This is a genomic window from Candidatus Enterococcus wittei, from assembly GCF_002140175.1.
Classification (GTDB): domain Bacteria; phylum Bacillota; class Bacilli; order Lactobacillales; family Enterococcaceae; genus Enterococcus_B; species Enterococcus_B wittei.
In genome coordinates, this window is the sequence record NZ_NGMO01000002.1 from 18,906 (window position 1) to 34,975 (window position 16,070).

Annotated in this window: 16 protein-coding genes and 1 pseudogene; 5 read left to right on the top strand and 12 right to left on the bottom strand. The window is 36.1% G+C overall.

Features of this window, described 5'->3' with window-relative positions:
• Nucleotides 1–495: 495 nt before the first annotated feature.
• The 4 genes and pseudogenes from A5844_RS04465 to A5844_RS04480 form a co-directional block, all read right to left on the bottom strand.
• Nucleotides 496–1,209 (bottom strand): hypothetical protein, encoded by a 714-nt coding sequence (locus tag A5844_RS04465; RefSeq protein ID WP_002376328.1) that lies wholly within the window; start codon nucleotides 1,207–1,209, stop codon nucleotides 496–498.
• A 258-nt stretch (nucleotides 1,210–1,467) separates the two neighbouring features.
• Complete coding sequence (locus tag A5844_RS04470) at nucleotides 1,468–1,794, bottom strand: hypothetical protein (RefSeq protein WP_029682094.1); 327 nt, start codon at nucleotides 1,792–1,794, stop codon at nucleotides 1,468–1,470.
• 36 nt (nucleotides 1,795–1,830) lie between these two features.
• Nucleotides 1,831–2,190, bottom strand: a pseudogene (locus tag A5844_RS04475) (zinc-ribbon domain-containing protein).
• A 40-nt stretch (nucleotides 2,191–2,230) separates the two neighbouring features.
• Nucleotides 2,231–2,443 carry a helix-turn-helix transcriptional regulator gene (locus tag A5844_RS04480; RefSeq protein WP_086284098.1) on the bottom strand — a complete coding sequence of 71 codons (213 nt, stop codon included), beginning with the start codon at nucleotides 2,441–2,443 and terminating at the stop codon, nucleotides 2,231–2,233.
• A gap of 130 nt (nucleotides 2,444–2,573) precedes the next feature.
• On the opposite strand from A5844_RS04480, the gene A5844_RS04485 reads away from it, so the two are divergent.
• On the top strand, nucleotides 2,574–2,909 hold the full coding sequence (locus tag A5844_RS04485; RefSeq protein WP_002376335.1) for a helix-turn-helix domain-containing protein: 336 nt from the start codon (nucleotides 2,574–2,576) through the stop codon (nucleotides 2,907–2,909).
• A gap of 161 nt (nucleotides 2,910–3,070) precedes the next feature.
• On the opposite strand, the gene A5844_RS04490 is transcribed toward A5844_RS04485, so the two are convergent.
• Nucleotides 3,071–4,489 (bottom strand): TOTE conflict system archaeo-eukaryotic primase domain-containing protein, encoded by a 1,419-nt coding sequence (locus A5844_RS04490; RefSeq protein WP_086284099.1) that lies wholly within the window; start codon nucleotides 4,487–4,489, stop codon nucleotides 3,071–3,073.
• 85 nt (nucleotides 4,490–4,574) lie between these two features.
• Nucleotides 4,575–4,838, bottom strand: a complete 264-nt coding sequence (locus tag A5844_RS04495; RefSeq protein ID WP_226078770.1) for a helix-turn-helix domain-containing protein — start codon at nucleotides 4,836–4,838, stop codon at nucleotides 4,575–4,577.
• 421 nt (nucleotides 4,839–5,259) lie between these two features.
• On the opposite strand from A5844_RS04495, the gene A5844_RS04500 reads away from it, so the two are divergent.
• Nucleotides 5,260–6,423, top strand: a complete 1,164-nt coding sequence (locus tag A5844_RS04500) for a site-specific integrase (protein WP_086284100.1) — start codon at nucleotides 5,260–5,262, stop codon at nucleotides 6,421–6,423.
• A 76-nt stretch (nucleotides 6,424–6,499) separates the two neighbouring features.
• On the opposite strand, the gene mnmG is transcribed toward A5844_RS04500, so the two are convergent.
• The gene (gene mnmG / locus A5844_RS04505) at nucleotides 6,500–8,395 is read right to left on the bottom strand and encodes a tRNA uridine-5-carboxymethylaminomethyl(34) synthesis enzyme MnmG (protein WP_086284101.1); all 1,896 of its coding nucleotides are present in this window, start codon (nucleotides 8,393–8,395) and stop codon (nucleotides 6,500–6,502) included.
• Between the two features lie 15 nt (nucleotides 8,396–8,410).
• Nucleotides 8,411–9,808: a tRNA uridine-5-carboxymethylaminomethyl(34) synthesis GTPase MnmE gene (gene mnmE / locus A5844_RS04510; RefSeq protein ID WP_086284102.1), complete on the bottom strand. Its 1,398-nt coding sequence runs from the start codon at nucleotides 9,806–9,808 to the stop codon at nucleotides 8,411–8,413.
• A 346-nt stretch (nucleotides 9,809–10,154) separates the two neighbouring features.
• Between mnmE and A5844_RS04515 the strand changes: the two genes are divergently transcribed.
• Entirely contained in the window at nucleotides 10,155–10,493 is a 339-nt protein-coding gene (locus A5844_RS04515) for a heavy metal-binding domain-containing protein (protein WP_086284103.1), read from the top strand.
• A 168-nt stretch (nucleotides 10,494–10,661) separates the two neighbouring features.
• Here the strand turns inward: A5844_RS04515 and jag are convergent, their stop codons facing one another.
• The 4 genes from jag to rpmH all read right to left on the bottom strand — a co-directional run bounded on the left by jag (nucleotide 10,662) and on the right by rpmH (nucleotide 12,846).
• The gene (jag, locus tag A5844_RS04520) at nucleotides 10,662–11,405 is read right to left on the bottom strand and encodes an RNA-binding cell elongation regulator Jag/EloR (RefSeq protein ID WP_086284104.1); all 744 of its coding nucleotides are present in this window, start codon (nucleotides 11,403–11,405) and stop codon (nucleotides 10,662–10,664) included.
• Nucleotides 11,406–11,419: 14 nt separating this feature from the next.
• Complete coding sequence (locus A5844_RS04525) at nucleotides 11,420–12,241, bottom strand: YidC/Oxa1 family membrane protein insertase (protein ID WP_086284105.1); 822 nt, start codon at nucleotides 12,239–12,241, stop codon at nucleotides 11,420–11,422.
• Complete coding sequence (rnpA, locus tag A5844_RS04530; protein WP_086284106.1) at nucleotides 12,238–12,594, bottom strand: ribonuclease P protein component; 357 nt, start codon at nucleotides 12,592–12,594, stop codon at nucleotides 12,238–12,240. The genes A5844_RS04525 and rnpA overlap by 4 nt, the downstream gene beginning before the upstream one ends.
• 117 nt (nucleotides 12,595–12,711) lie before the next feature.
• Nucleotides 12,712–12,846: a 50S ribosomal protein L34 gene (rpmH, locus tag A5844_RS04535; RefSeq protein WP_002293121.1), complete on the bottom strand. Its 135-nt coding sequence runs from the start codon at nucleotides 12,844–12,846 to the stop codon at nucleotides 12,712–12,714.
• 539 nt (nucleotides 12,847–13,385) lie between these two features.
• On the opposite strand from rpmH, the gene dnaA reads away from it, so the two are divergent.
• Both dnaA and dnaN read left to right on the top strand, forming a co-directional pair.
• Nucleotides 13,386–14,720, top strand: coding sequence for a chromosomal replication initiator protein DnaA (dnaA, locus tag A5844_RS04540; protein ID WP_086284107.1), 1,335 nt, complete (start codon nucleotides 13,386–13,388; stop codon nucleotides 14,718–14,720).
• Between the two features lie 194 nt (nucleotides 14,721–14,914).
• Entirely contained in the window at nucleotides 14,915–16,045 is a 1,131-nt protein-coding gene (gene dnaN / locus A5844_RS04545; RefSeq protein WP_086284108.1) for a DNA polymerase III subunit beta, read from the top strand.
• Nucleotides 16,046–16,070: the final 25 nt, after the last annotated feature.

Here is a 16,070-nt window from a genome sequence, read left to right on the forward strand (position 1 = left end):
TGGCTGTTTCCATGAATTTTTATCATAAGATTCTCCTTTTCTTAATATTGACTTTAGACATGTATTAGGAAAAATACAACCTTATTTGTAACTATACATATCGAAACACTTATGATTTGGAAATGTTACTTTTAAATGTTTTTCTGACTTTTATCATCTCATATACATATAAATATTTCCATTAGGTATTACAATAAAAAACACACTAAACAGTAATTTAAAATTTATTTTTAGATAATGTACGTATCTTAATTATCACTATCTGAAATAACAGAAACGTGTTTATATCAATGCTTATACAAGTATATCTTGTTTCATTTCAGATACGATTTATATAAGCGGATACCATAAACCGAAAAAAAAGAACCTCCAGATAGCTTTTACTACCTGAAGGTATTTCCTAAGACACGGTCAGTTATTAACGGGGTAGGACAATTAACTCTAATACAAGACATGCTTAATAATCCAATCACCTGTTCCAATATTTAAGTATAATTAGTTACCATTCTCCATAGTTTCTAATTGCTTAATAATATCATTGGAAATTTGTTGCCATTGCTCATTTGATATGTTCTGAGCACTGGCATTTTCTAAAGCCGTTTGAGCCAGTCTTGCAATTTCTGGATCATTCCATGATCTTTGAGCAAAAGAAGCCACTAAATCATTTCTTGTGGAATTTTGGAGTGAACTTTTCAGTGATAGAATCTCAAATGCTTTGGTAGGCTTCCAGCTTCCACTGTACAAAATATTACCATCTAAATCTGTAATCTGTGCTGTACCATCGTTATTATCAAATAAAGTAGCATTATAGGTACCATTACTATCGGATATTGTTACAGAACTCCTAGTAAAGTGTTCCGACATGTGAGCAGGTTCTCCAGTTTCTTCAATAGTACCACTAAAATCATCAAAATGGTACAGGTGGTTATGCAACTCTATGCTGTCGCTTGAATTATCTGCTGACGATGTACTACTCTCTGGAATACTTTCGACAGAATCATTATTCATCGAGACATTTGAATCGCTCGTAGAACCTATCTCAGATTCTTGTGTCTCCGCGCCATCTAACTTTCTTTTGTATTGATCATTGGCTATTGTAAGGCTCTCCCGTTGATCATCAAGCTTCTGTATTTCTGTATTGGTATAAATCAGTGCTCCAACCAGCGCTACGTTAGCCAACAAACTAACTGTAAGTAATACCTTTTTCATTTTTTCTTCTCTTCTTTCTCTAGTGTTATTCAATAGGATAACTGCAGTAATATCCTGGAAAACTCTTTACTACTATTACACTCCGAAATAAAGTAAAAAGCTTATGTAGCAAATATTATAACACTTACTCCCATTTCATTTCAGATACATTTCACTTAAGTAGATTCCAAAAAAAAGAAAAGAAAAAGGAACCCCTAGTTAGCTTATGCTTCCCAAGGTTTCCATGCAATATACGGTCAATCACCAACGGGGTGGGGTTCAATTCAACATTAACACCTCAGTATATGGTATCTCTACATATACACGGTCTTTTTTTGGATAGTACTCGACATTTATATTGATAGCACTTCCATTGTCTAACGTAGCTTTAGCCCGGTACGTGTTATCACCATTATCATGAGTGATCGTCACATCATCACATGACCGATTTAAGTTATACTGTTCTTGTAAAATCTGAGTTACCAATGGTTCAGATGACTTCTCTAGTCCAGATGAACCCGTCATTCTTGAAAAAATTATACCTATAATAGCCAATACAACGATACCTATAATGACAAACTTCTTATTCATATTTACTTTATCCAACTTTTTATCTCCTATCTCCAAAATAATTTTCTCTCATCAGTAACTCATTGACATCCCTAAAAGTACACCCAAGATTGCTCCGGATACCCCTGCTATCATCAAAACCGTACCCATTTTTTCATCTTTATCTCGATATAAGTACCCCATAATAACAGCTACGGCACCAAACGCAACAGGAACGAATACCAACGATACCACCATAGAAACCCAACCAATAATCAAATACAGCTTCCCTGTCTCTTGTCCATGTGCGATTTGTTCCTTCATTTCACTGAGTGTCTGCTCAGTACTTTTCTTTACTATTCCGGTTACCTCAACTGTTTCTTGTGATGACCCGCAAAACTAACAATACTTACTTTCATCTGCTATTTCTTTACCACACTTCCTACAATACATGTCTTTCCCTCCTAAAATCGTGTAGTTTCTTATTACCAAACTACATTGCTTTATTAAACACCTCAGAAAATAACTCATTTATTGGTACACTTAATATTTCAGAAATCGTTTTCATTTGATAGGGTTTAGGAATTGTTCTCCCTGTTTGCCATGAACTTATACATTGTTGTGTAACGTTCATCTTTCTTGCTAACTCAGTTTGAGAAAGTCCTCTTTCTTCTCTGTATCGGCTGAGATTACTTGTTTTTTTCATATCCTCACACCCTGTTTTTTATTATATACAACGATATGATGTATTTCAACTCATAAAATACATAAAAAATTTATATATCATTACAAATACAACAAGTTGTTGTACCCTACTGAGAAAGGGGGTGTAATTATTGAAACAGAAACAATATGCAAAAATCATCAGAGAAAAACGAAAAGCTCTAGGGTGGACACAAAAAGAACTAGCTGAAAAAATCTTCTCTACACAGCAAGCTGTAGCAAGATGGGAGAATTCTGTAACAGAACCTAATCTAGAAAGCCTAACCGCTCTTTCAAAAGCACTTGGGGTCCCTGTAAGCCATTTTTTAGATGAAGAGATGGTTGAAGCGGAGGAAGACTTTTTGACCTTGTATCGATCACTCAGCCCCCATGATAGAGAGAGAACGATTGATTATATGAAATTACTCAAAAAGCAAGAGTCCGAACGTAATAACTTTTTTACTTATTAATAGGTGTTAAATGTAAGACCCGTATAGTCCCCCTGACAAGGTTTTAATTATGTTCCTAGAAAAAACTATAATTAGAAACTTAAAGATGCTCTAGGATGCTGTCACGCTTGCAAAATAAAAAAGCATTAAAAATGCTTTTTTATACCTTGTCATAAACAGAGTTACTCCACCAAATACTTAGCATCCACTTTACGTAAAATGCGTATTTCCTCATCTGTTAAAGAAAAATTCATAGCAATCTCTGTCAAACTTACTATTCCTTCACAAGCAAAGTATTTTTTTCCATCCCTGTCACTAAAATCATTATTAATTCTATACAAATTAGGGGATTTTTTCTTTGTGACCTCTGAATATTTACCTTGGCTAATAATAACTAGAAAACCAAAGGAAGCTAACTGTTTGAGTCTTTTCAAAACACGTCCTCTATTTTTATCAACTCCGTGCTTACTTAGTTGCTCGTAAGTACAAAAAAATATTCCCTCATCATTTGCGTACCTCTTTGCATGTACTAATAGAACAAATGCTAATCTAATTAACGCAACATTCCCTATAGATATAAGGAGTTGAATCTCTTCATAACAAAAGTCTATTTTAGTATTATGGGGGCTTCGTGCTAATTTATAATCACGATCATAAACAGTCTGTATAACCCGCGCTGTTTCTTTTCTTAAATCATCCTTTGAAACACTTCGTATATATTGAGATGTTTTTTCTGATGATAGCGTGTTTTCTAATACACTAAGTATTTTTTTACATGTATCTTGTTCAGAATAACCTTGCTCTTTAAGAAGCATTGCCCCATATAATGTGAAATTATTTCGTGTACCACCACATAATAAATGGTTCTCTTCAAATATTATTTTTAGTTCTTCTTTGGACATTCCATCGGGATGATACTCTACATTGATTTTAGGTTTATTCTTAGTAGTTTTTGTAACTGAGCATTGACTTAGAATATCTTGACAAAATTCATCTCTATTCATGGGTTGAATATTGAGAAAATATTCTATATTCAATTCTTCAAATGTTTGATTATCCACATAATGACAAATTTGATTTGTTGCCTTATGCATCCCTAAAGGTAGTTTTACACCTTGACCAGTTGTTGGTCTACGCTCTATTCTCCTAGGTGTTTCGTTTAAGTTACGTAAAACCTCCTCATAAAAAGGTATCAATTTAGATTCTGGAATGACATCCGTAAAATACAAGTCTACATGATATCCTTTTTGTCCACTGGTTGAAACATGTATATCATTTTTGGGGATTCCATAATGATCAATCAGTAGATTAACAAGTTTGCGAGTAACATCTTGACATTCATATTTGTTATCTTTTATATCGACATCAAAAGTAAAGAACTTAGTTAACCCTCCGGCTCCTAGCTTTATACCTACAGTGAGCTGATTAGCTAAGTGCTTGTCAATAATTGTATCTGTTAAATAATGTTTAACTTCCCTATACTTACAGTCTCCTTGATTCAATTCATATTGCAGCAAGTAAGTCTTTCTATAAGTAATGAACAATTCATTTATCTTCTTTATAATTGATTCCCTGTATAATTCAAAATCTAATTTATTCATCTACGTTCTCTCCTTATGTTTTTTTATTTGTTTATATTATTTTCTTGTAATAAAACAAATACTGATTATTATGTGACTATATTCTCTATCTCCTATATTCCTCGAGAAAATCATCAACGTCTGCTTTTTTGTATAAACATATCCTGTCTATGACTATTTTCTTCAATCCTAGATTAACCATCTTAGCAAGTGTTCCTTTTGATATTCCTCCCATGTATTCTTGAACTTCCTTAGTGCTAAAATATTCCTTTGTGTAAGAATTATGATTCACGTTTTGCACTGTCTCTTCAATCAGCTGTTCTAAATCTTGCATGAAATCATCAAACTCTATTTTTAATTCCACCGTCACTCGACTCCTTCATTTTTTGATATCCAGGCAATAAAAAAACACCTTTGTACAAGAATTCTACAAGGTGTTTTTCGATATCTCAAGTCTAATTAGATAAAACTTATTCGATATTTTTTGGCATTTTTTCTTTATTGACAAAAAACAATAGCTTTATATCAACATTTTAAAAATATTGTTTTTTGTCAATAAAATATGTGAGGAAAACAGAAAAATCACTTTTTCGTTTTTATTTTACATTAAAAAATAACAATAATCAACATTAATTACTGAATTAATCAAAAACAAGATTTACTTTTTTTACTTTAAAAGATATACTCCTCTTGAAAAAAATCATTTTTACTAAGAAATGAAAGGAGGTGATTCCTTTATAGCTGACAAGCTCTCAGCGGGCTTCTATGGCTTCTTCAAGGAGGAAATCACTATGGCAACTATACAACAATACAAAAAAAGCGATGGCACCACAGCTTGGCTTTACAAAGTTTACATGGGCAAAGACCCGATGACAGGTAAAGAAAAACGGACGACACGTAGAGGATTCAAAACAAAAAAAGAAGCCTCTTTAGACTTGGCTCGATTCCAGTTAGAAATCGAATCTAATGGAATAAGTCAACACTCTATCAAGACGTTCAGTGAGTTATATGATCTATGGATGAGCCAACACGTTAAAAATATTCGAAACACAACAGAACAACGGATCAAGAATCACTTCACGAACCAAATCCTTCCCTCTTTTGGAAAAATGAAGTTAGAGGCTATCACTCCTGCTACATGTCAAAAAATACTAACTGAATGGTCAATAAAGTATCATTCTTACCAGAAAATAAAAAGTTACACTTCACAGGTATTCAACTACGGTATATTGATTGGCGTGATCAAGACCAATCCCATGGAACGTACCATTACACCTAAGTCTAATCATGACTCTGCTGAGATCGAAGCGGAGTTTTACACGAAAGAAGAGCTTCGACAATTCTTTGATTGCTTGCAAGAGCTAGAAGATGATCGTGCTCTAGCATTTTTTAGACTAGCTGCTTATACAGGAGCTAGGAAGGGGGAAATACTGGGCCTGACGTGGAAAGACATCGACTTTGATAAAAAGACTGTGCCATTCAATAAAACGCTAGTAGAGCTATCTGATGGCTCTCTATGTATCAATCCTACAAAGACAGAGTCATCTAAGAGAACAATTACAATAGACGACGGGACTTTGACCATACTTAAGAAGTGGAAACGTACCGTCATAAAAAAGAATCTCTCTAGAGGTATCAGAATCGATAATATGGATGATGTACCTGTTATCAGTACTATTAAAGCAAATAAAAAAAGGGACTTCCTGTATAAGGGCTACCCTAATCATGTAATGAGTAAAGTAGCTAGGAAGTTCCCTGATATGAAAATAATCAAAGTCCATGGCTTTAGAAAGACCCACGCTACATTGCTTTTTGAAGCAGGTGCTCAAGTAAAAGACGTGCAAGATAGATTAGGGCATTCTTCATCTAAGACAACCATGGATATCTATATCCAAGTATCAAAAAATCGACAAGAAGAAACAGTTGAATTGTTCGACTCCTACATGAATGCGTGATATACGGAGTCAAAAACGGAGTCAGTCGATACGATAAGGACTCATTTATTCTCACAAATCCGTTCGTATCAATACTTTACACTTCGACTTTCGCAATCTTCCCTTGTTCGATATAGACCATTAAGATACTTAAATCAGCTGGATTAACTCCGCTGATACGGCTGGCTTGGGCGATTGTTTCTGGACGGATTTTTTGCAATTTTTGTTTAGCTTCCGTTGCCAAACCATTGATTGCTGTGTAATCAATATTTTCTGGAATTCTTTTTGCTTCCATTCGTTTAAGTTTCTCTACTTTTTCTAAAGCTTTTTTGATGTAACCTTCATATTTTAATTGAATTTCAACTTGTTCGATTTCTTTAGCATTTAGTTCAGTATTTTCTGGAATAAAACGTAATAAGTCAGTGTAAGTGATTTCTGGTCGTCTTAAAAAGTCACTCGCTAGCACACCGTCTTTTAGTGGAGCTGCATTGAGTTCTGCTAGGAATGCTTGAACTTCTTCCGTTGGTTTGATTCGTACATTCATCAAGCGTTTAATTTCTGCTTCAACAGCGGCTTTCTTTTTCAAATAAGCGGCATATTGTTCTTCTTCTACTAAGCCAATTTGATGACCCATTTCGGTCAAACGTAAATCTGCATTATCATGACGTAAAAGCAGACGATATTCTGCACGTGAAGTTAACAAGCGATAGGGTTCATTCGTTCCTTTGGTCACTAGATCATCAATCATAACACCAATATAGCCATCACTACGTTTAAGCACAAATGGTTCTTTTCCTTGTACTTTTAAGGCTGCATTGATCCCTGCAACCAAACCTTGGCCAGCTGCTTCTTCATAGCCACTTGTACCATTGGTTTGTCCGGCTGTATATAGATTTTCAACTACTTTCGTTTCTAATGTTGGACGTAATTGATGTGGTTCTACGACATCGTATTCAATAGCATAACCTGTACGCATCATCTCAACTTTTTCTAGTCCAGCAATAGAATGTAAAACATCTACTTGAACATCTTCTGGTAACGATGTCGATAACCCTTGGACATAAACTTCTTCAGTATTTAACCCTTCTGGTTCTAAAAATAACTGATGGCGAGGTTTATCGGCAAAGCGTACGATTTTGTCTTCAATTGAAGGGCAATAACGCGCGCCCACGCCTTCTACGATACCCGTGAACATTGGTGCACGATGGAGATTGTCACGGATGATTTGATGGGTAGTTTCACCTGTATAAGTCAACCAGCAAGGTTCTTGATCGAGACGATAGGCACTATCAGGGGTACTGAAACTAAAATGATTAGGTTCTTTATCTCCAGGCTGTTCTTCCGTCACGGAGTAATCAATTGTACTTGATTTCACCCGAGGAGGTGTGCCTGTTTTAAAGCGGTCAATTGCAAATCCTAGTTCCTTTAGGTTATTGGCTAAACCGATGGAAGGTTGAGAATTATTCGGGCCTGAAGAATATTTCAATTCCCCGATAATGATTTCTCCACGTAAAGCTGTTCCTGCTGTAATAACTACTGCTTTTGCTTGATAACTCGCACCTGTTGAAGTGATGACACCACGACACACACCATCTTCCACGATCAATTCTTCCACGATTCCTTGTCTTAATGTTAGATTGGGTTCTTTTTCAATCGTATGTTTCATTTCATTGGCGTAAGCATGTTTATCTGCTTGAGCACGTAATGCACGAACAGCTGGTCCTTTACCTGTATTCAACATTCTCATTTGAATGTACGTCTTATCGATGTTTTTGCCCATCTCTCCACCTAAGGCATCAATCTCACGAACCACTACACCTTTTGCAGGTCCACCTACAGAAGGGTTACATGGCATGAACGCAACCATATCTAAGTTGATTGTTAGTAACAATGTTTTTGAACCCATCCGTGCCGCAGCAAGTGCTGCTTCTGAGCCGGCATGTCCTGCGCCTACGACAATGACATCGTACGCTTCTGCTTGATAATAATTCAAGTACTTTTTCCTCCTTTATTTTCCTAAACAAAATTGACTAAATAATTGCGTGATTAATTCATCTTGGACACTGTCACCCACAACTTCTCCAAGATAATCCCAACAACGTGTCATATCCATCTGTACCAAGTCCACAGGCATTCCTGCATCGATCCCAGCAATTACTTCTTGCAAAGAAAGAGCTGCTTTTTCAAGTAACGCAATGTGTCGTGTATTGGACACATAGGTTGCATCTTTTTCACCTGTTTGACCACCGAAAAACAATTCAGAAATGGCATTTTCCAGACGATCTAGTCCATCATTTTTAGCAACAGAAACTGCAAAAACTGGATCATTTTCAATGAATGGTGCTAATTTTTCTTCCTCTAATTGCTTAGGTAGATCAGTCTTATTTAAAAGAATGATGCGTTTTAATCCTTTAGTTGCTTCCAACAATTGTTCATCTTCTAGTGTTAGTGGCTCACTTTGGTTTAATACAAGCAAAATCAATTCAGATTCTGCCAAGGCTTTACGGCTACGAGCAACACCGATTTGTTCCACTAGATCTTCTGTTTCACGAATTCCTGCTGTATCAATCAATTTCAATGGCACACCACGAACATTGACGTATTCTTCGATCACATCTCTCGTTGTTCCTGCAATATCCGTCACGATTGCTTTTTCTTCTCGCAACAAATGGTTGAGTAGACTCGATTTTCCAACATTAGGTCGGCCAATGATTGCTGTACTCAACCCTTCACGCAAAACTTTCCCTTGTTGGGAAGTAGCTAAAAGTGCTTGGATTCTTGCTTGGATCATATAGGCTTTTTCTAGTAATAATTTTGTGGTCAACTCTTCCACGTCATCATATTCTGGATAATCGATATTTACTTCTACCTGTGCCAATGTTTCGAGTATTTCTTGTCGTAAAGAACGGATCAATGTCGAAAGGTTTCCATCTAATTGATTTAAAGCCACACCCATGGCCTTATCGGTTTTTGCACGAATCAAATCCATTACAGCTTCCGCTTGAGAAAGATCGACACGCCCGTTTAAGAAAGCCCGTTTTGTAAATTCTCCCGGCTCGGCTAATCGTGCGCCCTCTCTTAGTAACAATTGTAAAATTTGATTCACAACAACGATACCACCGTGACAATTAATCTCTACCACATCTTCTCGAGTAAATGTTTTCGGTGCTAACATTACTGAGACCATCACTTCATCAATGACTTGATGACTCTTCGGATCAACAATATGACCGTAATGAATCGTATGACTTGGAACATCTAATAAGCATTTATTCCCACATTGATAAACACGATCTGCTAATGTTACTGCTTGATCTCCACTTAGACGAACAATACTGATTGCTCCTTCACCAGGTGGTGTCGAAATTGCCGCAATCGTATCAAATTCTAAGGTTATTTCAGCCATGTTTTCACTTCCTTTTTATTTTTACGCACAAAAAAAGTGCCCACTTCACCCTTTGACTCAAATGGTGAACTTCGCACTTTGACTGCTTGTTCTCGCTTAAATTCTGGTCATAGATTATCACACCTATTTCTAGGAATCAAGTTTTTTTCATTCTTCTTAAAAAAATTCCAATTCTTAGATAGGCTTATCTTAGTCCGAGAAAAAATCGAATTCTCTGAAATTCTTTTATGATTACTATAATAACTTCATGAATGTTTCAAATAACTTTATCTTTCCTCTGAAAAACGATACACTTAAATGGTAACGCTATCTACATACTTTATCTTTACCGAGAGGAGCAAAATTTATGGCCCAATTCCAACCGTCTTCATTTGACGGAGAAGACGACCCACGAATTAACGAAGTCGTTTTATCCACCGGAAATATCAATCAAAAATATATTGTACGAGACATTGTCTTTGTAGTGGAATGCATAGAAGCAGATTTATTTGATCCTGACTTCAACACAGATGAGATGTTTTCGACAACTAAACAAAAATTGAAAAAGAAAGTCTTGGATTATGGCGCGAATGCCGTCATCAACTGTCACTTTGAATACCAACAAAAATCACGAGATGGTAAACAGGTGATAGAGCTTTTTGCTTACGGAACAGTTATTCAATTTGTTCAAACAACGATAGGATAAAAAAAGAGTGTAGAGCTTCGGCTCTGCACTCTTTTTTTATCAAAGTAAGACTACTTTATCATCGTATACTTCGATAAGAATGATTTCTAATAAAATATACTTTGTTTGAAAAAGTTTGTCAATGTGATTTCCTGAATTCTCACGATCAACTACTCATATTTTCTATCCTTATCTTACTAGTTCTACTACTAAGTAGCGATAAGGTTCGTCCCCTTCTGAGTGAGTTTGAACATGTTCATTTTTACTTAGTGCTGCATGGATCTGCTTGCGTTCAAATGCTGGCATCGGGTCTAAAAATGCCGGTTGGCCTGTACGAATAACTTTTTCTGCGGTCCGTTCAGCTAAACGTTGGATGATTTCCTGACGTTTTTCCCGATAATTTCCAACATTAACCACGACAGACAATTTACTATCAGATACACGGTGAAGAAAAACTTGAGCCAGATATTGTAAAGCATTTAATGTTTTTCCATGTTTACCAATCAAAATACCTTGTTTTTCCGTTTCTAAATGGAAAATGATCATATTGGATTGACGTTCCATTTTAACGGAAGCTGGTGCATTCAGTTGTTTGGAAATTGCTGTAAGATAGATTGCTAACTCCGTTAAAGCTGCTTCGTCTTCTGATTCACTCTTCACTTCAGTCTGTTCTTCAGGTTCACTTTCAATGATCACTTCTGTTGTTACAGGTGTTTCTTCTAATACTTGTTCAACGGTTTCTTCAATCGTTTCAGAAACTCTTTCGCTAATCGACGGCTCAATCGAAAGTTTAGCATTTCTTTTTCCTATTCCAATAAATCCTTTTTTACCTTCATCAAGTATCTCGATTGTGACTTGCTCTTTTGCTAGTCCTAAATCTTTCAGTCCAATTTGAACAGCTTCATCTATAGTTGCAGCTTCATAAATCGGCATTAGCATTCCCTCCCTTATTTTTTACGTTTTTTCTTAGGATTTTGTGCCCGTTTCAATGCCCGCTCTTTTTCGCGGATTCTTCTTGCTTCTTCTTCTCGTTCTTTTCTGATTTTAAATGGATTATTAATCAATAATGTTTGGACAACTTGGAACGCATTAGAAACCACCCAGTATAAAGATAGCCCACTAGCTAAGTTGACCCCCATGACTAAGATCATCACAGGCATCGCAAAATTCATGATTTTAAGTGATGCATTTGATTCCAGTTGGCTCATACTAGATAGATACGTGCTGGCAAATGTAAAGAGCGCTGCCAAAATCGGTAAAATAAATGTTGGATCCGGATTTCCTAGATTCAACCATAAGAAATGTCCAAGTTTTAATTCAGGTACCCGCGAGATTGATTGCCATAAAGCCATCAGGATCGGCATTTGAACTAATAATGGAAGACAGCCGGCATAAGGATTGACATTGTTTTCTGCATATAACCGTTGTTGTTCTTCTCGTAATTTACTTTGTGTTTCAGGGTCTTTCGAACTATATTTTTGTTGGAGCGCCTTAAGCTTAGGTTGAAGTTCTTGTGTTTTTCGCATACTCTTTGTTTGAAAATGCATCAATGGAAGTAAAATCACACGGATAATGATCGTGAATATGATAATCCCAATCCCTACATTTCCAAATGATAATGCTTTAATCGCTTCAGCAAAATAATAAACGATGTAGCGATCCCAAATTCCTGTACTTTGTGCGCTGACTTCTCCAGTTCCACAACCGGATAAGACGATGATTAGACTGATCAGTCCAGCCATCAAAAGTAAACGTTTGTATTTCTTCACTTACTCTTTTCCTCTCTATCGATTATTTTTGCAAGCTTTAAGACATGAACTAGATTGGAACGCATCTCATCGTAAGTCAGTCCTTTAGTGCTTGGTCTAGCAATCACTATAAAATCCAATTCGGGATCAATCTCTTCTTTTAATGAATAGATTGCTGCACGAATTTTACGTTTTACTTCATTGCGACATACAGCATTTCCCACCTTCTTGCCCACAGATAAGCCAACGCGAAAATGCGGTTGCTCTTTCTTTTCTAAGCGGTACACGACAAACTTACGGTTAGCAAAGGAAGATCCTGTTTGAAACACGGTTTGAAACTCTCGTTCTTTTTTCACTCGATACGCTTTTCTCATTCGTTTTCTTTCCTTTTCTATCTTTCACTTACGTCACCAATCATACCATATTTCCTGTTGTTCTTTCATCTATTCCCTAAAAAAGGACATAAAAAAAACCACTGTAACCCCAGTGGTCTAAGCTGAAAGAACTTTTCTTCCTTTACGACGACGGCTAGCTAAAACACGACGTCCATTTTTTGTGCTCATACGTTTACGGAATCCGTGAACTTTTTGACGTTTACGTTTATTTGGTTGGTATGTTCTTTTCATCTTGTTCCACCTCCAGAATTTCTTATCTACATGTACATGAAATTAAACACAGACATACTTTGATAGTATAACGAGGGATGAGGTGTTTTGTCAATATAAAATAAGAGATTTATCTGCGATTTTTTTACAGAACTTTTCCACAAGAATATTTTTATCCTTGTGTTTCCACTGTGGAAAAAGTTATGCACAGGAGTTTTCCACAATAAAAAAATCCTGATTTTTACACAGAATAAACACCTGTAAAAAAGATATCCACATTCGCCATAATTTCTGTGTATTAACCTCTATAAGCATTGTTAAATATGATTTTGTTATCCACAGCGACTATTGGAAATCTTCTCTTTATACACAGTTATCCACCTGTTAATTAGTGTTGTGGATATCTTTTTTTCTCAACTGTGATTTTCTTTTTTTTACTCTTCTGGATTTTGTGGATAATTGTTATAAAAAATTTTTTTCTTTTGTTTCTGTGGAAAACTATCGTAAAAAATGCTAAATTAGTACTAGTTATTTACTTTTAATAAAGGAGGAGGCCTTGTATGGTATCCCTCGATGCTTTATGGACAGAATTAAAGACGACCTATCAAAAAGAGCTATCACCAGCAAGCTACAATACTTGGATTGAAACAGCGAAACCAAAATCACTTGACCAGAGTCAATTAGTAGTAGCTGTACCGAGTAAAATCCATAAGGAATATTGGGAAAAAAATCTCGCAACAAAAATCGTAGAGGTTGGCTATATGTTGACCGGAAAAGAGATTATTCCACGCTTTGTAACAGGTGATGAAGCTGAACAAGAAACCGTGGAAGAAATCAAAAATTTAAAAGTGCCAGTGGCAAATCCAATCAAAAAAGCCATGTTGAATCCTAAATATACCTTTGACACGTTCGTGATTGGTAAAGGCAACCAGATGGCACATGCTGCTGCACTAGTCGTCGCAGAGGATCCAGGATCGATCTATAATCCTTTGTTCTTCTATGGAGGAGTAGGGCTTGGTAAAACCCATTTGATGCACGCAATCGGTCATCAAATGCTATTAAGCCAACCAAATGCCAAAGTGAAATATGTTAGCAGTGAAACATTTGCCAATGATTTCATCAATTCGATTCAAAATAAAACAGCTGAAGAGTTTCGACAAGAATACAGGAATGTTGATCTATTATTAGTAGATGACATTCAATTTTTTGCCGAAAAAGAAGCGACCCAAGAAGAATTTTTCCATACCTTCAATGCTCTATACAATGAAGGCAAACAAATCGTTTTGACAAGTGATCGTCTACCAAATGAGATCCCGAAATTGCAAGAAAGACTTGTTTCTCGCTTTGCATGGGGGCTTTCTGTCGACATCACACCTCCAGATCTAGAGACAAGAACAGCCATTTTAAGAAAGAAAGCTGCAGCTGAACGGTTAGAGATTCCAGATGATACGTTAAGCTATATTGCAGGACAGATCGACTCAAACATTCGTGAATTAGAAGGCGCACTTGTACGTGTTCAAGCATTCGCCACAATGAATAGTGAAGACATCACGACTAGTCTAGCAGCTGATGCCTTGAAAACACTAAAATCAGGAAAAGGGCATCCGCAACTTTCAATCCTACAGATCCAAGAAGAAGTCGCAAAATACTACCATATCCAACTAAAAGATCTAAAAGGGAAAAAACGCGTAAAATCAATTGTTGTTCCTCGTCAAATCGCTATGTACCTAGCTAGAGAATTGACAGATAGTTCATTACCTAAAATCGGCGCTGAATTTGGCGGAAAAGATCATACAACAGTGATCCATGCCCATGAGAAAATTCAACAATTAGTCGATTCAAGTGTCAGCATGCAAAATGAAGTCTCAGAAATCAAAAATTTCTTATTAAATTAAATACTTGATCGAAAGAAAAAACTGCTGTGGATAAAGTTAGAACTTGTTCAAAAGTTATACACATTGTTTCCACAACCTTTTTTTCTTTTATCTTCTAGTGTTTTTATAGTTTTCCACAGTATCAACAGTACCTATTACTTTTATTACTTTATTTACTAATAATAAAATAAATATCTAAACAAAGGAGACTCTCAATGAAAGTCACATTAAACCGCGCAACGTTTATGCAAGAATTACAAACAGTTCAGCGTGCGATTTCAAGTAAAACAACCATTCCAATCCTAACTGGGGTAAAAATCACGTTGAATCAAGAAGGACTGACCCTGACTGGTAGTAACGCTGATATATCAATTGAAACATTCTTATCCGTAGATAATGAAAAAGCACAAATGCACATCGAAGCCACTGGAGCGATTGTTTTGCAAGCTCGCTTCTTTAGCGAAATCATTCGCCGATTACCTGAAGATACATTTACGCTAGAAGTACTAGAAAATAAACAAGTAGCCATTACTTCTGGAAAAGCGCACTTTCTTGTCAACGGCCTTGATGCAGACAACTATCCACATCTGCCAGTAGTAGAAAGTCATAATCAAATGAAATTACCTGTCCATGTCTTGACGAAATTAATTAATGAAACAGTTTTTGCTGTTTCTCAACATGAAAGTCGTCCAATTTTAACTGGGGTTCACTTTATTTTGAAAGACAACTCATTACTTGCTGTTGCCACTGACTCCCATCGACTTAGTCAACGAGTGATCCCAGTTGAGCAAAGTGCGGATCAATTTGATATCGTGATCCCAGGAAAAAGTCTGACTGAACTTTCACGCTCATTAACTAACGAAGAAGAAATCGTAGAAATCAGTATTATGGAAAACCAAGTGTTATTCAAAACTGAAAATATGTATTTTTATTCACGTCTGTTAGAAGGAAACTATCCTGATACGAATCGTTTGATTCCTTCAAGCTTTAATACGGAAGTAGAGTTTTCAGTTCCAAGTTTCTTAGCAGCAATCGAACGTGCTTCACTTCTTTCTCATGAAGGACGCAACAACATTGTACGTTTATCGATTACTTCAGACGCAGTTGTTTTATATGGAAATTCGCCAGAAATCGGGAAAGTCGAAGAAAGTCTAAACTATACAACAAGTACTGGGGATCCATTAGAAATCTCATTTAACCCTGACTACATGAAAGCTGCTCTACGTGCATTCGGGGATATGAGTATCAAAGTAAAATTCATTTCTGCTATTCGTCCGTTTACTTTAGAACCAACTGAGGATGGCGTTCAATTCATTCAATTGATCACTCCTGTACGAACGAACTAAGAAAAATAGTTTGAAAATAAATTAA